The organism is Modestobacter sp. SYSU DS0511, assembly GCF_054050755.1.
Genome location: NZ_JBJGZY010000058.1, coordinates 1 through 19,943, shown reverse-complemented (window position 1 = coordinate 19,943; position 19,943 = coordinate 1). Strand labels below are relative to the sequence as shown.

The 19,943-nt window shown below is 73.1% G+C and carries 17 protein-coding genes; 10 read left to right on the top strand and 7 right to left on the bottom strand.

What is annotated here, in order from left to right; genetic code table 11:
• Window positions 1–129: 129 nt before the first annotated feature.
• From pgl to tkt, 5 genes are all read right to left on the bottom strand, one after another.
• Window positions 130–942 carry a 6-phosphogluconolactonase gene (pgl, locus tag ACI783_RS19030; protein WP_457141901.1) on the bottom strand — a complete coding sequence of 271 codons (813 nt, stop codon included), beginning with the start codon at window positions 940–942 and terminating at the stop codon, window positions 130–132.
• Complete coding sequence (locus ACI783_RS19025) at window positions 939–2,159, bottom strand: glucose-6-phosphate dehydrogenase assembly protein OpcA (RefSeq protein ID WP_457141900.1); 1,221 nt, start codon at window positions 2,157–2,159, stop codon at window positions 939–941. Before ACI783_RS19025 ends, pgl begins: the two co-directional genes overlap by 4 nt.
• A gap of 48 nt (window positions 2,160–2,207) precedes the next feature.
• Window positions 2,208–3,731 (bottom strand): glucose-6-phosphate dehydrogenase, encoded by a 1,524-nt coding sequence (gene zwf, locus ACI783_RS19020; RefSeq protein WP_457141899.1) that lies wholly within the window; start codon window positions 3,729–3,731, stop codon window positions 2,208–2,210.
• Window positions 3,732–3,848: 117 nt separating this feature from the next.
• Entirely contained in the window at window positions 3,849–4,955 is a 1,107-nt protein-coding gene (gene tal / locus ACI783_RS19015; protein ID WP_457141898.1) for a transaldolase, read from the bottom strand.
• An 87-nt stretch (window positions 4,956–5,042) separates the two neighbouring features.
• Window positions 5,043–7,280: a transketolase gene (gene tkt / locus ACI783_RS19010; protein WP_457141897.1), complete on the bottom strand. Its 2,238-nt coding sequence runs from the start codon at window positions 7,278–7,280 to the stop codon at window positions 5,043–5,045.
• A 345-nt stretch (window positions 7,281–7,625) separates the two neighbouring features.
• On the opposite strand from tkt, the gene ACI783_RS19005 reads away from it, so the two are divergent.
• The gene (locus ACI783_RS19005; protein ID WP_457141896.1) at window positions 7,626–8,525 is read left to right on the top strand and encodes a heme o synthase; all 900 of its coding nucleotides are present in this window, start codon (window positions 7,626–7,628) and stop codon (window positions 8,523–8,525) included.
• A gap of 117 nt (window positions 8,526–8,642) precedes the next feature.
• Here ACI783_RS19005 and ACI783_RS19000 read toward each other — a convergent pair whose 3' ends face one another.
• Together ACI783_RS19000 and ACI783_RS18995 are read right to left on the bottom strand one after the other, a co-directional pair.
• Complete coding sequence (locus ACI783_RS19000) at window positions 8,643–8,801, bottom strand: hypothetical protein (RefSeq protein ID WP_457141895.1); 159 nt, start codon at window positions 8,799–8,801, stop codon at window positions 8,643–8,645.
• A gap of 124 nt (window positions 8,802–8,925) precedes the next feature.
• Window positions 8,926–9,867: a COX15/CtaA family protein gene (locus ACI783_RS18995; protein ID WP_457141894.1), complete on the bottom strand. Its 942-nt coding sequence runs from the start codon at window positions 9,865–9,867 to the stop codon at window positions 8,926–8,928.
• A 172-nt stretch (window positions 9,868–10,039) separates the two neighbouring features.
• Between ACI783_RS18995 and ACI783_RS18990 the strand changes: the two genes are divergently transcribed.
• The 9 genes from ACI783_RS18990 to ACI783_RS18950 all read left to right on the top strand — a co-directional run bounded on the left by ACI783_RS18990 (window position 10,040) and on the right by ACI783_RS18950 (window position 19,739).
• Window positions 10,040–12,595, top strand: coding sequence for an ATP-dependent Clp protease ATP-binding subunit (locus ACI783_RS18990; RefSeq protein WP_457141893.1), 2,556 nt, complete (start codon window positions 10,040–10,042; stop codon window positions 12,593–12,595).
• Window positions 12,596–12,668: 73 nt separating this feature from the next.
• Window positions 12,669–13,559, top strand: a complete 891-nt coding sequence (locus tag ACI783_RS18985) for a helix-turn-helix transcriptional regulator (RefSeq protein ID WP_457141892.1) — start codon at window positions 12,669–12,671, stop codon at window positions 13,557–13,559.
• The gene (sufB, locus tag ACI783_RS18980) at window positions 13,556–14,998 is read left to right on the top strand and encodes a Fe-S cluster assembly protein SufB (RefSeq protein WP_457141891.1); all 1,443 of its coding nucleotides are present in this window, start codon (window positions 13,556–13,558) and stop codon (window positions 14,996–14,998) included. The genes ACI783_RS18985 and sufB overlap by 4 nt, the downstream gene beginning before the upstream one ends.
• Complete coding sequence (gene sufD / locus ACI783_RS18975; protein WP_457141890.1) at window positions 14,998–16,347, top strand: Fe-S cluster assembly protein SufD; 1,350 nt, start codon at window positions 14,998–15,000, stop codon at window positions 16,345–16,347. Before sufB ends, sufD begins: the two co-directional genes overlap by 1 nt.
• 1 nt (window position 16,348) lies before the next feature.
• A complete protein-coding gene (locus ACI783_RS18970) occupies window positions 16,349–16,690 on the top strand; it encodes a non-heme iron oxygenase ferredoxin subunit (protein ID WP_457085068.1) in 342 nt (113 codons plus the stop codon).
• A gap of 19 nt (window positions 16,691–16,709) precedes the next feature.
• Window positions 16,710–17,543 (top strand): Fe-S cluster assembly ATPase SufC, encoded by an 834-nt coding sequence (gene sufC / locus ACI783_RS18965; protein ID WP_457141889.1) that lies wholly within the window; start codon window positions 16,710–16,712, stop codon window positions 17,541–17,543.
• Window positions 17,540–18,880 (top strand): cysteine desulfurase, encoded by a 1,341-nt coding sequence (locus tag ACI783_RS18960; RefSeq protein WP_457141888.1) that lies wholly within the window; start codon window positions 17,540–17,542, stop codon window positions 18,878–18,880. The genes sufC and ACI783_RS18960 overlap by 4 nt, the downstream gene beginning before the upstream one ends.
• The gene (gene sufU, locus ACI783_RS18955) at window positions 18,880–19,365 is read left to right on the top strand and encodes a Fe-S cluster assembly sulfur transfer protein SufU (protein WP_457141887.1); all 486 of its coding nucleotides are present in this window, start codon (window positions 18,880–18,882) and stop codon (window positions 19,363–19,365) included. Before ACI783_RS18960 ends, sufU begins: the two co-directional genes overlap by 1 nt.
• The gene (locus tag ACI783_RS18950) at window positions 19,362–19,739 is read left to right on the top strand and encodes a metal-sulfur cluster assembly factor (RefSeq protein WP_457141886.1); all 378 of its coding nucleotides are present in this window, start codon (window positions 19,362–19,364) and stop codon (window positions 19,737–19,739) included. The genes sufU and ACI783_RS18950 overlap by 4 nt, the downstream gene beginning before the upstream one ends.
• Window positions 19,740–19,943 lie beyond the last annotated feature (204 nt).

The window sequence follows — 19,943 nt, the reverse complement described above, 5'->3', positions numbered from 1 at the left end:
CCCCCCCCCCCCCCCCGCCCCCCCCCCCCCCCCCGCCCCCCCCCCCCCCCCCCCCCCCCCCCCCCCCCCCCCCCCCCCGGGGCCCCGGGCCCCCCCCCCCCCCCCCCCCCGGTCGTTCAGGCCGGTCGCCTATCCGCGCGGGAGACGGCTCGCGGCGGCCTCGTCGAGCAGCCAGCGGGTCGCCCGCTTCCCGCGGGCCCCGGCCGCCGGGATCTCCAGCCGGGAGGCCCCGGACAGCGCCCGGGCGACGGCCTCGGCCTTGCCCTCGCCGCTGACGAGCAGCCAGACCTCCTCTGCGGAGGTGATCGCGGAGAAGCCCAGGCTCACCCGGGTCGGCGGCGGCTTCGGGCAGTCCCGGACGGCCACCACCGGCCGGTCGTCCCGGGCGGCGGGGGAGTCCGGGAAGATCGACGCCACGTGGCCCTCGGGCCCCATGCCCAGCAGCAGCACGTCGAACCGGGGGAGCGTCGCGCCGTCGCCGGCCGCCTGGGCCAGCTGCTCGGCGTACCAGGCGGCGGCGTCCTCCGGTTCGTCGAACCCGGCATCGGACGACGGGATGGCATGCACCCGTTCGGGCGGGATGCCGGCGGGCAGGATCAGGGTCTGGCGCGCGCCCAGCTCGTTCCGGTCGTCGGAGTCGGCCGGGACGAAGCGCTCATCGCCCCACCAGACGTCCACCGCGGTCCAGTCGACGACGGCGTGCTCGGGCTCGGCCACGAGGTCCGCCACGCGCTCGAGGACCGCGGTGCCGATCCCGCCGCCGGTCACCACCACCGACGCGGTGCCGTGCACGGCCTGGGCGGCGGCCAACCGCGCGACGAGGGCGGAGGCCACGGACCGGGCCAGCCGGTCGGCGTCGGGCTCGACGACGACGTCCGGAGTGGGCAGCCCCGAGTCGTCCAGCGCCCGGTCGACCTGGTCCCCGGGGGATGCCTGGCTCATCGCCGTCCTGCCTCCTTCGCCGTCGGTGCACCGGCGGACTGCACGACCTGCTGCTCGTCGGAGTCGTCGGCGGGGGAGTCGTGCTCCCCGCTCTCGGCGATCTCGTCGGTGTCACCCGGGGTGTCCGGCACCGTGGGGGCGGCGGCCGCCGCCGTGTCCGAGGCGCCGGGCACCTCGTCCTCGGCGGAGTTGAGCTCCTCCTCGGCGGCAGCGGGTGACTGCTCGGGGCGCATGGGGTCGAACCAGACATGGTCGCGGCAGGCCGGCCGGTCGGACAGCCCGGACAACCCGGAGACCGCCTCCAGCGCCTCGCTGAAGGGCTCGTCGGGGTCGAGGCGGCGCAGCTCCTCACCGATCAGCTCGCCCAGCGAGCGGTCCGGCAGCGCGACGACGGCTTCCGGCCGGAACGGCTGGGTGATGACCGCCCCGCCCTTGCGGTCGTCCTCGATCCGCAGCTCCTCGTCCTGGTCCAACCGCAGCGCGACCGCGTGCACCCCGGACGGTCCGGGGACCCGGGGGGTGGGGACGACCGGGATCCGGCACCCGCACCGGGCGGACAGCCATCCGGCGACCAGCTGGGCGGTGGCGCTGGCCGGGTCGCCCTCGACCTGCCCGCCGTGCACCCGCACCGGCTCGCCGCGCCGTCCGGCCACGGAGTCCAGCGTGGAGGCGAGCGTCGCCCGCCACGGCGTGCTCCGCGTCCAGGCCAGGTCGGTGTCGCCGGGGGCGTAGTCCTTCGCCCGGTTCCGCAGCGCGGCCACCGGGTCCTCCGCCAGGGCGGAGTCGGTGATCCGGCGGTCGGCGATGACGCCCAGTGCGTCGCGCGCGATGAGCTCGGGCGGCGCCTCGTGCCACCAGGTGACGACGGGGGCGTCCGCGGCCAGCAGGGGCAGCACCACCGACTCGGCGTGCAGCCCCAGCCGCCCGTACATGCGCATGACGACGGCCTCGCCCGGACCGAGCCGGCCGCCGATCAGCACCTCGGCGTCCAGCCGGGGCACCGGGGCCTCCACCTGGCGGCGCACGACGATCAGCAGTCGGCAGGGGTGCGCCTCGGCGGCCGAGGCGGCGGCCTGCTCGGCCTCGGCGACCCGGCGCTCGTCGGCGACGACCACCAGGGTCAGGGCGACGCCGCTCATCACGGCGCCGCCGGTGCGGCGCTGGGCCGCCAGTTCCTTGACCACCGCGGATCCGGTGGTGTCCCACAGCGTGGTCACGAGGTCAGCTCCTCAACTGGCGCGGGTGGGGCAGGTCAGGGTCTCCGGTCACGGTCGGCGCCACGCCCGCCCCTCGGCCTCCAGCATCGCGTCGGCGGCCCGGGGACCCCACTCGCCGGCCCGGTAGGAGTGCGGGGCGGTGCCGGCCCAGAAGGCCTCCAGCGGGTCGATGACCGCCCAGGAGGCCTCGACCTCGGCGTTGCGGGGGAAGAGCGTGGCGTCCCCCAGCAGCACGTCCAGCAGCAGCCGCTCGTAGGCCTCGGGGCTGGCCTCGGTGAACTGCTCGCCGTAGAGGAAGTCCATCGAGACGTCGCGGACCTCCATCACGCTGCCGGGCACCTTCGAGCCGAACTTCAGCGTCATGCCCTCGTCCGGCTGGACCCGGATCACCAGCTGGTTGTGGCCCAGCTCCTCGGTGTCGGTCGGGGCGAAGGGCAGGTGCGGGGCGCGCCGGAAGGACAGCGCGATCTCGGTGACCCGCCGCGGCAGGCGCTTGCCGGTGCGCAGGTAGAACGGCACGCCCGCCCAGCGGCGCGTCTCGACGCCCAGCCGGACGGCGGCGTAGGTCTCGGTCGTCGACTCGGGGTCGACGCCCTCCTCCTGCCGGTAGCCCTTCGCCCGCTGGCCGGCGAGCCAGCCCTGCTCGTACTGGCCACGGATCGCGAACCGCTCCATGTCACCCTCGGCGGGGATGGAGATGGCGCGCAGCACCTTGAGCTTCTCGGTGCGGATCTCGTCGGCGGAGAACTCGACCGGCTCCTCCATCGCGGTCAGCGCCAGCAGCTGCAGCAGGTGGTTCTGCAGCACGTCCCGGGCGGCGCCGGTCTTCTCGTAGAAGCCCGCGCGCCCGCCGATGCCGACGTCCTCGGCCATGGTGATCTGCACCGAGTCGACGTGGTGGCCGTTCCAGATCGGCTCGAACAGCGAGTTGGCGAAGCGGAGCGCCAGCAGGTTCTGGACCGTCTCCTTGCCCAGGTAGTGGTCGATCCGGAAGACGTCGTCGGCGGTGAACACCGAGTCGACCAGGGCGTTCAGCTCGCGGCTGGAGGCGAGGTCGGTGCCGAAGGGCTTCTCGACGACGACCCGGCGCCACCGCTCCGGGGTGCTCTCGGCCATGCCGGTGCGCTGCATCTGCTTGAGCACGACGGGGAACAGCGCCGGCGGGATCGACAGGTAGAACGCGGCGTTGCCACCGATACCGTGGCTGCCCTCCAGCTCGGCCAGGTTGTCGGCCAGCTCGTCGAAGGCGTTGTCGTCGTCGAAGGAGCCCTGGACGAAGCGGACGCTGTTGGCCAGCCGCTCCCAGACCTCCTCGCGCCAGGGGGTGCGGGCGTGCTCGCGGGCGGCCGAGCGGGCCAGCTCGGAGAACTCGACGTCACCCCAGTCGCGGCGGGCGAAGCCCAGCAGGGCGAAGTTGGTGGGGAGCAGACCGCGGTTGGCCAGGTCGTAGACCGCCGGGAGGAGCTTCTTGCGCGAGAGGTCACCGGTGATGCCGAAGACGACGAGGGCGCAGGGCTCGGGAACTCGGGGCAGCCGCCGGTCCCGCGGATCGCGCAGCGGGTTGGTGGACATCGTCTCCGTCCTCGATGGCTGGGTGCCCGCCGTCCGACCCGGGTGGGCCGGACGGCGGGCAGGGTGCTGCGGTGTCTCAGGTGGTGCGGTGGAGGTGCGCCGGAGGTCGGCGCACCGTCACTTCTGCTGCTGCAGCTGCTCCTGCACCGAGCCGGTGAGCTCGTCCCAGGCGTCGACGAACTTCTGCACGGCCTCCTCCTCGAGGACGCGGAACACGTCGTCGAGGTCGACGCCGGCGTCGGCGACCGCCTGCATGACCTTCTCGGCCTCGGCGTACGAGGACTGCACCGGCGTGCCGGCCTGGCCGTGGTCGGCGTAGGCCTGCATCGTCTTCTCCGGCATGGTGTTCACCGTGTCGGGGGCGATGAGCTCGGACAGGTACAGCGTGTCGGAGTACTCCGGGTTCTTGACCCCGGTCGACGCCCACAGCGGACGCTGCTTGCTGGCGCCCTTCGCCTCCAGCGCCTTCCAGCGGTCGGAGGAGAACACCTCCTCGTAGGCCTGGTAGGCCAGCTGGGCGTTGGCGACGCCGGCCTTGCCCTTGAGCGAGGCGTCGGCGCCCGAGGCGTCCAGCCGCTTGTCGATCTCGGTGTCCACCCGGGACACGAAGAAGGAGGCGACCGACTCGATGCCCTCGAAGGAGGCGTCGGGGTCCTCGGCCAGCCGCTGCTCGAGGCCGGTGAGGTAGGCGTCCATGACGGCCTTGTACCGCTCGATGCTGAAGATCAGCGTCACGTTGACGCTGATGCCCCGGGCGATCGAGGTGGTGATCGCCGGGAGGCTCTCCAGCGTGGCCGGGATCTTGATGAACAGGTTCGGCCGGTCGACCAGCCACCACAGGTGGGCGGCCTCGGCGGCGGTGGCGTCCTCGTCGTGCGCCAGCCCCGGTGCGACCTCGAGCGAGACGCGACCGTCCCGCCCGGTGCGGGTAGCGACCGGGGCGAGCAGGTCGCAGGCGTCCCGGACGTCGGCGGCGGTGATGGTGCGCAGCGCCTCCTCGACGCTCACCTTGCGCACCGCCAGGGCGTGCAGCTGGTCGTCGTAGGACTTCGACCCGCTGATCGCCGCGGCGAAGATGCTCGGGTTGGTGGTGACGCCGACGACGCTGTGCTCGTCGACGAGCTGCTGCAGGTTGCCGCTGCGGATGCGGTCACGGGAGAGGTCGTCGAGCCAGACGGCGACCCCCGCCTTGGACAGCTGTGCCAGGTTCTCGTTCTGGGCCATCTCATGCCCTCCTGTCGGTGTAGTTGTGGCCCCGCTGCAGGGCCCCGCCGCGAGCTCGCGAGCGGTGGGGGGCAGCGGGGTCCTTCCTCAGTGGTCGCCGGTGGCGTCGGAGCCGAAGACCCCGCCGCGGGAGACGCCGGCACCGCTGGGGGGAGTGGCGCCGGAGGCCGCGGCCTCGATGCTCTCCCGCGCAGCCGCGACGACGGCGTCCTCGGTCAGCCCGAACTCCTCGTACAGCTTCGAGTAGGACGCGCTGGCGCCGTAGTGGTTGAGACCGACGATCCGGCCCGCGTCGCCGACGAACTCGCGCCACCCCATGGGGACGCCGGCCTCGACGCTGACGCGTGCCTTGACCGACGGGGGGAGGACCTCGAGGCGGTAGGCCTCGTCCTGCTCGGCGAACCACTCCCAGCAGGGCAGCGAGACGACCCGGGTCGGGACGCCGGCGGCCTCGAGCTGCTCGCGGGCGGCGACGGCGATCTGCACCTCGGAGCCGGTGCCCATGAGGATCACCTCCGGGGTGCCGGTGGACGCCTCGGCGAGCACGTACCCGCCCTTCGCGACGCCCTCGGCGGAACCGAACTCGGTCCGGTCGAACACCGGCAGGTTCTGCCGGGACAGCGCCAGCCCGGCCGGCCGGTCGTTGTGCTCCAGGATCGTCCGCCAGGCGACGGCGGTCTCGTTGGCGTCGGCGGGGCGGACGAAGTCCAGCCCGGGGATCGCCCGCAGCGCGGCGTAGTGCTCGATCGGCTGGTGCGTCGGGCCGTCCTCGCCCAGGCCGATGGAGTCGTGCGTCCACACGTAGGTGACCGGCAGCTGCATCAGCGCCGCCAGCCGCACCGCACCGCGCATGTAGTCGGAGAAGGTGAGGAACGTGCCTCCGTAGACACGGGTGCCGCCGTGCAGGGCGATGCCGTTCATGACCGCGCCCATGGCGTGCTCGCGGACCCCGAAGTGGAGGGTGCGGCCGTAGGGGCCACCGGTCCACATCTTGGTCTGCCGGTTCGCCGGCAGGAACGACGGCTCGCCCTTGACCGCGGTGTTGTTGCTCTCCGCCAGGTCGGCCGAGCCGCCCCACAGCTCGGGGAGCTCGGGGTAGAGCGCGGCCAGCACCTCACCGGAGGCCTTGCGGGTGGCGACGCCCTTGGGGTCGGCGTCCCAGGTCGGCAGGTTCGCCGCCCAGCCCTCGGGGAGGGTGCGGGTGGTCATCCGCTCCAGCAGCGCCCAGCCCTCGGGGTTGGCCTGCTGCCACGCGTCGAACTGCGACTGCCAGGCGCGGTGCGCCTCCTGGCCCCTGGTGACGGCCTTGCGGGTGTGCTCGATGACCTCGGGGGCGACCTCGAAGGTCTGCTCCGGGTCGAAGCCGAGGATCTCCTTGGTCGCCTTGACCTCGTCCTCGCCGAGTGCGGAGCCGTGGACCGCGCCGGTGTTCTGCTTGTTGGGCGAGGGCCAGCCGATGACGGTGCGCAGCACGATCAGCGACGGGCGGGTGGTCTCGGCCTTGGCGGCGGCGAAGGCGGCGTCGAGAGCGGCGAGGTCCTCACCGTCGTCCACGTGCTGGACGTGCCAGCCGTAGGCCTCGTAGCGCTTGCCGACGTCCTCGGTGAAGGCGACGGTGGTGTCGTCCTCGATGGAGATCTTGTTGTCGTCGTAGACCAGCACGAGGTTGCCCAGCTGCTGGGTGCCGGCCAGGGACGACGCCTCGGCGCTGACACCCTCCTCCAGGTCGCCGTCGGAGGCGAACGCCCAGACGGTGTGGTCGAACAGGCTCTCGCCCTCGGGGGTCTCCGGGTCGAACAGACCGCGCTCGCGGCGGGCCGCCATCGCCATGCCGACGGCGTTGCCCACGCCCTGGCCCAGCGGTCCGGTGGTGGTCTCGACGCCGGCGGTGTGGCCGACCTCGGGGTGGCCGGGGGTCTTCGAGCCCCAGGTGCGCAGGGCCTTGAGGTCGTCGAGCTCCAGGCCGTAGCCGGCCAGGTAGAGCTGCACGTACAGGGTCAGGCTGGAGTGGCCCATGGAGAGCACGAACCGGTCACGGGCGACCCAGTTCGGGTCGCTCGGGTCGTGCTTGAGCCACTTCTGGAACAGCAGGTACGCCGTGGGCGCCATGCTCATCGCGGTGCCCGGGTGGCCGTTGCCGACCTTCTGCACCGCGTCCATCGCCAGCACGCGGGCGGTGTCGATGGCCTTGCGGTCCAGCTCGCCGAAGCCCTCGGGCAGCGTCGGGTTCGGCTGACGCGGCGAGCCGGTGGCGGTGTCGGTGGCGGCCTCGGCCGGCGCCTCGGGTCGGGTGGCTTCCGTCGACGACGTGTTGTCAGTGCTCATGTGGCGCTCGGTGCTCCCTCGGGGTAGGTCGATGTCGGGCCACCCGGGGGGCGCGGGGACACACTCACCCCGGGCGGACGACGGTGCGCACCACGGCCGCCCCGGTCGGGCGCGGTCGGAAGTCGGGAGCGGTGGGTGCGCCGGCGTCCTCGACGACCGCCCTACCCGCTCTACGCGCAGAGTCAACGTGATCAAACCCTAGTGGTGCCGGGCCATTCCCACCGGGCGGCCCGGCTACAGTGGTCGAGCAACCCATCCCCCTGCGGAGAAGGACCTCGTGGTGGCCTGCTGCCCGCGCGACGCCGCGCCCCTGGGCCCCCGGTGACGGCGATCGCCGACCGCGCCGTGAGCCGTACCCGGCCGTTGCGTCCGGTCCGGTCGACGGTGGCCGCCTACGTGTCGCTGACCAAGCCGAAGCTCGTGGAGCTGCTGCTGGTCACCACGCTGCCGGCGATGATGCTCGCGGCCGGGGGCTGGCCGGGCACCGGTCTGGTCCTGGCCACCCTGGTCGGCGGCATGCTCGCCGCCGGGGCCGCCAACACGATCAACTGCTGGTACGACCGGGACATCGACCGGTTGATGTCCCGCACCCGGAACCGGCCGATCCCCAGCGGGGTCATCGCACCCCGCAACGCGCTGGTCTTCGGCGTCATCCTCGCGTGGGTCTCGCTGGTCCTGCTCGGGTTGTTCACCACGCCGCTGGCCACGGCCCTCGCGGCCGCCGCGGTGCTGGCCTACTCGGTGCTCTACACGATGGTGCTCAAGCGCCGGACCCGGCACAACACCGTGTTCGGCGGGCTGCCGGGCGCCGCCCCGGTGTTGATCGGCTGGGCCGCCGTCACCGGATCGCTGGACTGGCCGGCCGTCGTCTTCTTCGGCATCGTCTTCTGCTGGCAGATGCCGCACTTCTGGGCGCTGGCCAGCCGGTTCCGCTTCGACTACTTCCGCGCCGGCGTCCCCATGCTCTCGGTGGTGGCCGGGCCGGTCACCGTCGGACGCCAGTCGGTCGCCTGGGCCTGGGGCACCCTGGGCACCTCGCTGCTGATGGTGCCGGTGACGCCGCAGCTGGGCTGGATCACCGGCGTCGCCACCCTGGGTCTGGGCGCCTGGTACGTGGTGGAGTCGCACGCCTGGCTGCGGCGGATCAAGGCCGGCGTCCCCGACCGGCCGATGCGGCTGTTCTCGGTGTCGATCACCTACATGACGCTGCTGTCGATCGCCCTGGTGGCCGACGTCCTCGTCTGAGCCCTGCCCGGCGGGACCGCCGCTCCCGCGGCAGCCACCCTGGCCCGCGTCCTGGCCGGTGGGGGAGCACAGGGCGGGTGGCCCGGCTCAGACGTCCGGCTCCGACGCGGCGCTCCGTCAGGGCAGCTCCGGCTGGTCGCCACCGGCTTCGGGGCGCCGTCGGCCACGCCAGGCGTAGGTCTCGAACTCCGCCGGGCCGGCGACGCCGAGGACGGTGCCGTCCCACGGCCCACCACGCGCTACGGCTCGGGGAGCACCCACCGGGTCGACGGTCACGACGCCACGCTGCTGACGGCGCGGGGCTGCCGACCGTGCACCGCTGCTGGCGGCGCGGGGCCACTGACGGCGCTGGCGGCCGGGAGCCCGCGCTCCGTCGCCAGCACCCGCTCGGCGAGCGCGGTCAGCGGGTGGCGGTCTCGCGGGCAGGGGCGGCCTCGACGGGCAGCTCCGAGGCGGGGCCGCGGAGGGCCCAGACCAGCCGCGCGGTGTAGACGGTGATCAGCACCGCGCCGGCCATGTGCAGCAGCACCAGCGCCGCCGGCAGGTGGGTGAAGTACTGGGCGTAGCCGACGACGCCCTGCAGCATCTCCACGATCAGCAGGTCGCGCAGGGCGTGGCGCACCCGGGCCGGGGCGTCGGTGGCGTGCAGCCCCACCAGCAGCGCCACGGTCAGCCCGATCAGCAGGAAGACGACGTCGGCGTGCAGCTGGCTCATCAGCGCCGGGTCGAAGCCGGTGCGGCCGGCCTCCGGGTCGCCGCTGTGCGGGCCGCTGCCGGTGACGACGGTGCCGAGCACCTGCACCGCGGCGACGGTGACCGCGATCCCGGTGGTCAGCAGCGCGAACGGGCGGCGGACCAGCAGCTGACCCACCCTCGGCTCGCGGGAGCGGAGCCACAGGGTCGTCGCGAGCGCCACCAGGACCATCGACAGCAGGAAGTGGGCGGCCACCGTCCAGGGGTTCAGACCGGTGAGCACGGTGACCCCGCCCAGCAGCGCCTGTGCCGGGATGCCGAGGAAGCTCAGCACGGCCAGCCGCCGGAGGTCGTGGCGGGCCGACCGGAAGACGGCGACCACGGTGGCGATCGCCACCGCGGCCAGCACGAACGTCAGCAGTCGGTTGCCGAACTCGATCATCCCGTGCCCGGCGAGCTCCGGCGTCGCCACGAAGCTCTCGTCGGTGCAGCGCGGCCAGGTGGGGCAGCCCAGCCCCGAGCCGGTCAGCCGGACGGCGCCGCCGGTGACGACGATCAGCCCGTTCGCCACCACGTTGGCCAGGGCGATGCGGGACACGGTCGACGGACGCACCGTGGCCGAGCGGACCGAGCTGGGAAGAACTGACACGTCGCCGATGCTATCCGTGCCGGTGCCCCCACCGGCCCGCCGCGAACGGCCTGCCGGTGTCCCTGCTGGCCCCGTCACCCCGGCCGGCCGCTGATCAGGCCGTCGAGGTGCAGAGCGCCCGGCGCGGGTAGGTGAGCACCGACACATCGACACGAGAGGCGGCCATCTACTGATGAGCAGCGGTTTCCCGGGCGCCCCCTTCGGCGGCAGCCCCTTCGACGACTTCTTCCAGGCGTTCCTCGGTCCCGGGGCGCGTCGTGGGATGCAGCGGGTCGACATCACCCAGCTGCTGAGCTCGCACTCCCGGGAGGTGGTCTCCGCCGCGGCGCGCCAGGCCGCCGAGTGGGGGAGCCCCGACCTGGACACCGCCCACCTGCTGTGGGCCCTGGCCGGGCACGAGCCGACGCGCACCCTGCTGGCCCGCAGCGGCGCGGACGCCGACGGCCTGCGCGACGCCCTGGCCGCGGAGCTGCGGGGCGGTGAGGCCACCGGGCAGCCGCCGGCGCTGACCCCGGCGGCGAAGCGGGCCCTGCTCGACGCCCACCAGGTGTCGCGCGCCAGCGGTTCCACCTACATCGGTCCCGAGCACCTGCTGTTCGCGCTGGCGCTGAACCCGGAGTCCGGCGCGGGCCGGGTGCTGGGGAGCGCCCGGGTGACCCCGGAGGGGCTGCAGCGGGCGGCGGCGGGCGGTCCCGTGCCGGCCGGCGGTGCCGGTGGGGGAGAGCAGCCACCGTCGAACACCCCCACGCTCGACGAGTACGGCCGCGACCTCACCGCGCTGGCCCGGGACGGGCGGATCGACCCGGTCATCGGCCGCGCGCAGGAGATCGAGCAGACCATCGAGGTGCTCTCCCGGCGGAACAAGAACAACCCGGTGCTCATCGGCGAGGCCGGCGTCGGCAAGACCGCGATCGTGGAGGGCATCGCCCTGCAGATCGTGGACGGCGACGTCCCCGAGTCGCTGCGCGACCGCCGGCTGGTCGAGCTGGACCTGACCGGCCTGGTCGCCGGCACCCGCTACCGCGGTGACTTCGAGGAGCGGCTGAAGAAGGTGATGGACGAGATCCGCGAGCACAGCGACGAGGTGATCGTCTTCATCGACGAGCTGCACACGGTCGTCGCCGCCGGCGGATCCGAGGGCTCGGCGGGGGCGGGCAACATGCTCAAGCCGGCCCTGGCCCGCGGGGAGCTGCACATCGTCGGCGCCACCACGCTGGACGAGTACCGCCGCAACATCGAGACCGACCCGGCCTTCGAGCGCCGCTTCCAGCCGATCCTGGTCCCGGAGCCCAGCGTGCTGGACACCGTGGAGATCCTGCGCGGGCTGCGCGACCGGTACGAGGCGCACCACCAGGTGCGGTTCACCGACGAGGCGCTGGTCGCCGCGGCGGAGCTGTCGAGCCGCTACATCACCGACCGGCACCTGCCGGACAAGGCGATCGACCTGATCGACCAGGCCGGCGCGCGCACCCGGCTCCGGGTGCGGCGGCCGACCACCGACCTGCGTGCGCTCGAGCAGCGCGTGCTGGAGCTGCAGCGGGAGAAGGACCAGGCGGTCGCCGCCGAGCACTACGAGCGGGCCTCCGCGCTGCGGGACGAGTGCCAGGCGGCGCAGGCCGAGCTGGAGCAGGCCCGGTCCGGCGGGGGCGCCGGCATCCCCGAGGTGGGGACGACGGAGATCGCCGAGGTGGTCTCCCGGGCGACCGGGGTGCCGGTGGCCCAGCTGACCGAGGAGGAGCGCGACCGGCTGCTGCGGCTGGAGGACGTGCTGCACGAGCGGGTCGTCGGCCAGGACGAGGCGGTCGGGGTGGTCGCCGAGGCCATCCGGCGCTCGCGTGCCGGGCTCGGCGACCCGGACCGCCCGATCGGCAGCTTCCTGTTCCTCGGCCCGACCGGCGTCGGCAAGACCGAGCTGGCCCGGGCGCTGGCAGAGGCGCTGTTCGGCGACTCCGACCGGATGATCCGGCTGGACATGAGCGAGTTCCAGGAGCGGCACACGGTCAGCCGGCTGGTCGGCTCGCCCCCCGGCTACGTGGGGTACGAGGATGCCGGCCAGCTCACCGAGGCCGTGCGTCGGCGGCCGTACTCGGTGGTGCTGTTCGACGAGGTCGAGAAGGCCCACCCGGACGTGTTCAACACGCTCCTGCAGCTGCTGGACGACGGCCGGCTCACCGACTCGCAGGGGCGGACGGTCGACTTCACCAACACCGTGGTCATCATGACCAGCAACCTGGGGTCGGAGGCGATCGTCAACGCCGGCCGGGGCCCCCTGGGCTTCACCGCAGGCGGGGACGCCGGCGACGACCTGCGCGACCAGGTGATGCGGCGGCTGCGGGAGGCGTTCCGGCCGGAGTTCCTCAACCGGATCGACGAGATCGTCGTCTTCCGGCAGCTGGAGGCCGAGCAGCTGGCCCGGATCACCGACCTGCTGCTGGACGAGACCCGGCGTCGGCTCAGCGCCCAGGACATCGGGCTCGAGGTGACGCCCGAGGCGGTCTCCTGGCTGGCCGAGCGCGGCTTCGAGCGGCAGTTCGGTGCCCGGCCGCTGCGCCGTGCCATCCAGCGGGAGGTGGACAACCAGCTGTCCCGGCTGGTGCTCGGCGGGGCGTTGGGCGCCGGTCAGCGGGTCCGGGTCGGCGTGGTGGACGGCGGGCTGGAGTTCACCGTCGAGGACGCCGCGCCGAACAGCGTGGCCACGGCTGAGAGCGAGGCCCCCGCCGGGGTGTGAGCTGCCTCTCGGGAGGCCGGCAGGTAAGGGCGACCTTGCTTGCGGGCCTCCCGATTAAGCACACAATCGTGTTGTGGAATCCGCTGCGACCCGTGTCCCGACCCCGGCTCCGGCCGGTGCCGGGTCGGCGTCGTCCCCGGCTCCGACGGGGGAGGACGGGCGCACCCGCAACCGGGTGAGCGCCCTGCTCCTCGAGCACGGTCCGCAGTCCGCCGCCGAGCTCGCCGCCCGGCTGGGGATCTCCCCGGCCGCCGTCCGCCGGCACCTGGACGGTCTGCTCGCCGCCGGGCGGGTCACCGAGCGCGAGGCAGCCGCCGGGCGTCGCGGCCGGGGGCGGCCGGCCCGCCGGTTCGCGCTCACCGAGGCGGGGCGGGAGTCGTTCCCGCACGCCTACGACGACCTCGCGCTCACCGCGCTGCGCTTCGTCGCCGCCCACGGCGGCCCCGAGGCGGTGCGCGAGGTCGCGGAGCGGCAGCTCGCCGGGCTGGAGGAGCGCTGCTCCGCGGCCGTCGAGCAGGCGCAGCGGGGCGCCGCCGGGCCGGTGGACCGCGCCGAGGTGGTCGCCGCCGCGCTCACCACCGAGGGCTACGCCGCCATGGCGCTCTCCCTGGGCGGTGGCGCGACCTCCGGTGGCGAGCAGCTGTGCCAGCACCACTGCCCGGTGGCCCACGTGGCCGCCGAGTTCCCCCAGCTGTGCGAGGCTGAGACCGCGGTGATCAGCCGGCTGGTCGGTACCCACGTGCAGCGGCTGGCCACCATCGCCCACGGGGACGGCGTCTGCACGACCCACATCCCCGCCCGTCCACCCCAGGACCCCGCCCAGACCCTCCGCGCCGGGAACAAAGCCGTCCCGGCGCGCCCTGTACCTGCTGGTCGCGCTGCTGCCTCCGTCGCTCTGGACGGACCGGCCGGCGCCAGCACTCGATCCACCCCCTCGATCGACCGGGAGAGGACCCCCGCATGACCAGCACCCAGCAGCCGGTGACCAGCACACCGATGACGCAGGACGAGACGATCGACGCGCTCGGCCGCTACAAGTACGGCTGGGCGGACGCCGACGTCGCCGGCGCCTCGGCCACCCGTGGCCTCAACGAGGACGTCGTCCGCGACATCTCGCGCCGCAAGAACGAGCCCGAGTGGATGCTCGAGCGCCGGCTCAAGGCGCTGAAGATCTTCGGCAAGAAGCCGATGCCCGACTGGGGCTCGGACCTCTCCGGGATCGACTTCCAGAACATCAAGTACTTCGTGCGCTCGACCGAGGCCCAGGCCACCACCTGGGACGAGCTGCCCGACGACATCAAGAACACCTACGACAAGCTGGGCATCCCCGAGGCGGAGAAGCAGCGGCTGGTCGCCGGTGTCGCGGCGCAGTACGAGTCCGAGGTCGTCTACCACAAGATCCGCGAGGACCTCGAGGAGCAGGGTGTCCTGTTCCTGGACACCGACACCGCGCTGCGCGAGCACCCGGACCTGTTCCGCGAGTACTTCGGCTCGGTCATCCCCTCCGGGGACAACAAGTTCGCCGCGCTGAACACCGCCGTGTGGTCCGGCGGCTCCTTCATCTACGTGCCGCCGGGCGTGCACGTGGAGATCCCGCTGCAGGCCTACTTCCGGATCAACACCGAGAACATGGGCCAGTTCGAGCGCACCCTGATGATCATCGACGAGGGCGCCTACGTGCACTACGTCGAGGGCTGCACCGCGCCGATCTACAAGACCGACTCGCTGCACTCCGCGGTCGTCGAGATCATCGTGAAGAAGAACGCGCGCTGCCGGTACACGACCATCCAGAACTGGTCGAACAACGTCTACAACCTGGTCACCAAGCGGGCCGTGGCCCACGAGGGCGCGACCATGGAGTGGGTCGACGGCAACATCGGCTCCAAGGTGACGATGAAGTACCCGGCCGTGTGGATGACCGGCGAGCACGCCAAGGGCGAGGTCATGTCCATCGCCTTCGCCGGCGAGGGGCAGCACCAGGACGCCGGCGCCAAGATGGTGCACGCCGCGCCGCACACCTCCTCGACGATCGTGTCGAAGTCGGTGGCCCGGGGCGGTGGCCGCACCTCCTACCGCGGCCTGGTGCAGGTCGACGAGGGCGCCTACGGCTCCAAGTCGACGGTGAAGTGCGACGCGCTGCTGGTCGACACGATCAGCCGCTCGGACACCTACCCCTACGTCGACGTCCGCGAGGACGACGTCGCGATGGGCCACGAGGCGACCGTCTCCCGGGTCAGCGAGGACCAGCTCTTCTACCTGATGAGCCGCGGTCTGTCCGAGGACGAGGCGATGGCGATGGTCGTGCGCGGCTTCGTCGAGCCGATCGCCCGGGAGCTGCCGATGGAGTACGCCCTGGAGCTGAACCGCCTGATCGAGCTGCAGATGGAAGGTGCCGTCGGCTGATGTCGAGCCCCGACACGAACAACACCACGACCACCGCCGACGAGCTCGGGCCCGAGGCGCTGGCGGCGGCCGAGACCTCGCAGCTGGCCGGGGAGCTCTTCGCCCCCGGCGTCGGGGCCCAGGCCGGCCCGCCGACCACCCCGGCGGCCGGCACCGGCAGCGCCGGCGACGTCCCCGCGGGGTCGCACTCGCACGGCGGCCCGGCCCCGACCGGCTCGCCGGCCGAGCGGTTCACCTCGACCGACCCCGACGCCTTCGGTGTCGTGACCGGTCGGGAGGAGGAGTGGCGCTTCACCCCGATGCGCCGCATCCGGCCGCTGCTGGAGGGCGCGCCGTCGCAGGCGCAGCTCACCTGGTCGACCGACCTCCCCGAGGGCGTCGACCTCACCAGCGTCGAGGCCGACGACCCGCTGCTCAAGGGCCTGCCCGAGCCGGTCGACCGGCTGGCCGCGCTGACCCGTCAGCGCAGCGGTGGCGCGGCCGTCGTCCGGATCGCGAAGGAGGCCGTGCTCGACCGCCCGGTCACCCTGGGGCTGGCCGGCACCGGCGGTGACGAGGTCGTCTGGGGCCAGCTCGTGGTCGAGGTCGGCGCCTTCGCGCAGGCCACGGTCGTGCTGGACCACAGCGGCCTGGCCCGGTACGCCGGCACCGTCTCCTTCCTGCTCGGCGACGGCGCGCAGGTCACCGTCGTCTCCGTGCAGGACTGGGCGCCCGGCGCCGTGCACGGGGCCCAGTACGACTCCGTCATCGGCCGGGACGCCAGCCTCAAGCAGGTCGCGGTCACCCTCGGCGGCGACCTGGTCCGGCTGGTGAACAACGTGCAGTACGCGGGCCCCGGCGGCTCGGTCGACATGCTCGGCGTGTACTTCGCCGACGAGACCCAGCACCAGGAGCACCGGCTCTGGGTCGACCACGCGACGCCGAACTGCTCCAGCAACGTCGTCTACAAGGGCGGTCTGCAGGGGGAGAAGGCGCACACCGTGTGGGTCGGCGACGTCCGGATCCGCCCGGCGGCCACCGGCACCGACACCTACGAGCTCAACCGCAACCTGGTGCTCACCGACGGCGCCCGCGCCGACTCGGTCCCGAACCTGGAGATCGAGACCGGCGAGATCGTGGGCGCCGGCCACGCCAGCGCCACCGGACGGTTCGACGACGAGCAGCTGTTCTACCTCTGCTCGCGCGGCATCGACGCCGAGACCGCCCGCCGCCTGGTGGTGCGCGGCTTCTTCGCCGACGTCGTCCAGCAGATCGGCCTGCCCGAGCTGCAGGACCGGCTGATGGGCACCATCGAGCGCCGGCTCGGCGCCCTCCCCGACCTGGACGACCAGCCGGTCGAGGTGGCCTGAGATGGCGTTCGAGCGGGTCTGCGCCCGGTCCGAGGTGCCCGAGGACGGCGCGCTGCGGATCGAGCTCGCGGACGTCGACGTGGCGGTCGTGGACTTCGACGGTGAGATCTTCGCCATCGAGGACCGCTGCTCCCACGCCGACATTCCGCTGACCGAGGGCGACATCGAGGAGGTCGACGGCGCGCCCACCATCGAGTGCGCGCTGCACGGCTCCTGCTTCGACCTGCGCACCGGCCAGCCCACCAACCTCCCGGCCACCGAGCCGGTCCCCGTCTACCCGGTCCGGGTGGAGGGCGACGACGTCCTGATCGACGTCGACGCCCCCCTCGCCGCGGCCAACTGACCAAGGAGCGACAACACCCGTGACCAGCCCCACCGCGACCCCGTCCGCCACCGGCCTGCAGGCCGGCAGCGTCCTGGAGATCCGCGACCTGCACGTCACCGTCGGCGAGGGCGACGAGGCCAAGGAGATCCTCCGCGGCGTCGACCTCACCGTCCGCGGCGGCGAGACCCACGCGATCATGGGCCCGAACGGGTCGGGCAAGTCGACCCTGGCCTACTCGATCGCCGGGCACCCGAAGTACACGATCACCGGCGGCACCGTGACCCTCGACGGCGAGGACGTCCTCGCCATGAGCGTCGACGAGCGCGCCCGCGCCGGCCTGTTCCTGGCCATGCAGTACCCGGTCGAGGTGCCCGGCGTCTCGGTGTCGAACTTCCTGCGCACCGCGGCCACCGCCGTCACCGGGCAGGCGCCGAAGCTGCGCACCTGGGTGAAGGACGTGCGCACCGAGATGGAGAACCTCGAGATGGACTCGGCGTTCGCCGAGCGCAACGTCAACGAGGGCTTCTCCGGCGGTGAGAAGAAGCGCCACGAGATCCTGCAGATGCGGCTGCTCAAGCCGAAGATGGCGATCCTCGACGAGACCGACTCCGGCCTCGACGTCGACGCGCTGCGGATCGTCTCCGAGGGCGTCAACCGGGCCAAGGCCGACAGCCCGATCGGCGTCCTGCTGATCACGCACTACACGCGGATCCTGCGCTACATCAAGCCCGACTTCGTGCACGTCTTCGTCGCCGGCCGGGTCGTCGAGGAGGGCGGGCCGGAGCTGGCGCAGAAGCTCGAGGACGAGGGCTACGCCGCCTACGTCAAGGACTCGGCCGAGCAGGCCGCTGCGGAGGCTCAGCAGGCATGACCCAGACCGTCTCGCGTCCCGCCGGGGCGCCGAGGGTGCCCCTGCCGCTGGACGTCGAGGCGATCCGGGCGGACTTCCCGATCCTGTCGCGCACCGTGCGCGACGGGCGCCGGCTGGTCTACCTCGACTCCGGCGCCACGTCGCAGAAGCCGCGCTCGGTGCTCGACGCCGAGCGCGACTTCTACGAGAACCACAACGCCGCCCCGCACCGCGGCGCGCACCAGCTCGCCGAGGAGGCCACCGGCCTCTACGAGGCGGCGCGGGCGAAGGTGGCGGCGTTCATCGGGGCGCCGGAGAACGAGGTCGTCTTCACCCGCAACAGCACCGAGTCGATCAACCTGGTCGCCTACGCGCTGTCCAACGCGGCGACGGCGAAGGAGCCGGAGTTCCGCCGGTACGCCGTCGGGCAGGGCGACGAGATCGTCGTCACCGAGATGGAGCACCACGCCAACCTGCTGCCCTGGCAGCAGCTGTGCGAGCGCACCGGGGCGACCCTGCGCTGGCTCGGGCTCACCGATGACGGCCGGCTGGACCTCTCCGACCTGACCACCGTGGTCAACGAACGGACCAAGCTGGTCGCGGTCACCCAGCAGTCGAACATCCTCGGCACGATCAACCCGCTCGAGGAGATCATCGGCCGGGCGCACGAGGTCGGCGCGCTGGTGCTGATCGACGGTGCGCAGTCGGTGCCGCACCAGCCGGTCGACGTCACCGCGCTCGGCGCGGACTTCCTGGTGTTCTCCGGGCACAAGATGCTCGGCCCCACCGGGGTCGGCGTGCTGTGGGGCCGGTACGAGGTGCTCGACGCCCTCCCGCCCTTCCTCACCGGCGGTTCGATGATCGAGGTCGTCCGGATGGAGGGCAGCACGTTCATGCCCCCGCCGCAGCGGTTCGAGGCCGGCGTGCCGATGACCGCACAGGTCATCGGCCTCGGCGCAGCCGTGGACTACCTCGAGCGCCTGGGCATGGACAAGGTGCTGGCGCACGAGGAGGCGCTCACCGAGTACGCGCTCGCGCAGCTGCAGGCGATCCCCGGCGTCACCGTGATCGGCCCGCCGGACACGGTGGCCCGCGGTGGGGCCATCAGCTTCACCGTGGAGGGCATCCACCCGCACGACGTCGGCCAGGTCCTCGACGACCTCGGGGTCGAGGTCCGGGTCGGCCACCACTGCGCGTGGCCGGTGGTCCGCCGCTACGGCGTGCCGGCCACCACCCGTGCCACCTTCTACGTGCACACCGGCTACGACGACGTCGACGCGCTCGTCGACGCGGTCCGGGAAGCCCAGCGGTTCTTCGGCGTTGCACTCTCCGAGAGCAACGAGGGAGCAGCGAGCTGATGCAGCTGGAGTCGATGTACCAGGACATCATCCTGGACCACTACCGGAACCCGCACGGGCGCGGTCTACGCGACCCGTTCGAGGCCGAGGTGCACCACGTCAACCCGACCTGTGGCGACGAGGTCACCCTGCGGGTGCACCTCGAGACCGACGCCGCCGGCGAGCCGATCCTGTCGGACGTCTCCTACGAGGGCATGGGCTGCTCGATCAGCCAGGCGTCGGTGTCGGCCATGTACGACCTGGTGCTCGGCAAGCCGGTGCCCGAGGCGCTGGCCGCCGGCGAGCACTTCATGACGCTGATGCAGAGCAAGGGCGACGCGTCCGTGGCCCAGCAGCTGGAGGACGAGCTGGAGGACGCCATCGCGTTCGCCGGCGTCTCCAAGTACCCGGCGCGGGTCAAGTGCGCGCTGATGAGCTGGATGGCGCTGAAGGACGCGAGCGCCCGCGCGCTGTCCGCAGCCCCGACCGAGGGAGTGAACCGATGAGCGAGACCACCGAGCCGGCTCCGGCCGAGGGCATCTACGGCGGCAAGTCCGCGCTGCTGGAGGACGTCGAGGAGGCCATGCGCGACGTCGTCGACCCCGAGCTGGGCGTCAACGTCGTCGACCTGGGCCTGGTCTACGGCCTGGACGTCGACACCGAGGCCAATGTGGCCATCATCGACATGACGCTGACCTCGGCGGCCTGCCCGCTGACCGACGTCATCGAGGACCAGGCCCGTCAGGCGCTGACCGGTGGCCCCGGCCCCGGCCTGGTCGACGACATCCGGATCAACTGGGTCTGGATGCCGCCGTGGGGTCCGGACAAGATCACCGACGACGGCCGCGAGCAGCTCCGCGCGCTCGGCTTCCGGGTCTGACCGTCTGTGTTGCTCGCCGGTCTCCTCGACCGGCTGGCCGCGGGGGAGACCCCGACGGCTGATGCGAGTTGTCGCGACCGTGGGGGGGGGGGGGGGGGGGGGGGGGGGGGGGGGGGGGGGGGGGGGGGGGGGGGGGGGGGGGGGGGGGGGGGGGGGGGGGGGGGGGGGGGGGGGGGGGGGGGGGGGGGGGGGGGGGGGGGGGGG

What these genes read in the sequence shown, in the direction of transcription:
- sufB (WP_457141891.1), top strand. Translation starts at nt 13,556, where the DNA reads ATGACCAGCACCCAGCAGCCGGTGACCAGCACACCGATGACGCAGGAC.
- ACI783_RS18950 (WP_457141886.1), top strand. Translation starts at nt 19,362, where the DNA reads ATGAGCGAGACCACCGAGCCGGCTCCGGCCGAGGGCATCTACGGCGGC.
- tal (WP_457141898.1), bottom strand. Translation starts at nt 4,955, where the DNA reads ATGGCCCAGAACGAGAACCTGGCACAGCTGTCCAAGGCGGGGGTCGCC.
- pgl (WP_457141901.1), bottom strand. Translation starts at nt 942, where the DNA reads ATGAGCCAGGCATCCCCCGGGGACCAGGTCGACCGGGCGCTGGACGAC.
- zwf (WP_457141899.1), bottom strand. Translation starts at nt 3,731, where the DNA reads ATGTCCACCAACCCGCTGCGCGATCCGCGGGACCGGCGGCTGCCCCGA.
- ACI783_RS18960 (WP_457141888.1), top strand. Translation starts at nt 17,540, where the DNA reads ATGACCCAGACCGTCTCGCGTCCCGCCGGGGCGCCGAGGGTGCCCCTG.
- ACI783_RS18970 (WP_457085068.1), top strand. Translation starts at nt 16,349, where the DNA reads ATGGCGTTCGAGCGGGTCTGCGCCCGGTCCGAGGTGCCCGAGGACGGC.
- tkt (WP_457141897.1), bottom strand. Translation starts at nt 7,280, where the DNA reads ATGAGCACTGACAACACGTCGTCGACGGAAGCCACCCGACCCGAGGCG.
- sufU (WP_457141887.1), top strand. Translation starts at nt 18,880, where the DNA reads ATGCAGCTGGAGTCGATGTACCAGGACATCATCCTGGACCACTACCGG.
- ACI783_RS18990 (WP_457141893.1), top strand. Translation starts at nt 10,040, where the DNA reads ATGAGCAGCGGTTTCCCGGGCGCCCCCTTCGGCGGCAGCCCCTTCGAC.
- sufD (WP_457141890.1), top strand. Translation starts at nt 14,998, where the DNA reads ATGTCGAGCCCCGACACGAACAACACCACGACCACCGCCGACGAGCTC.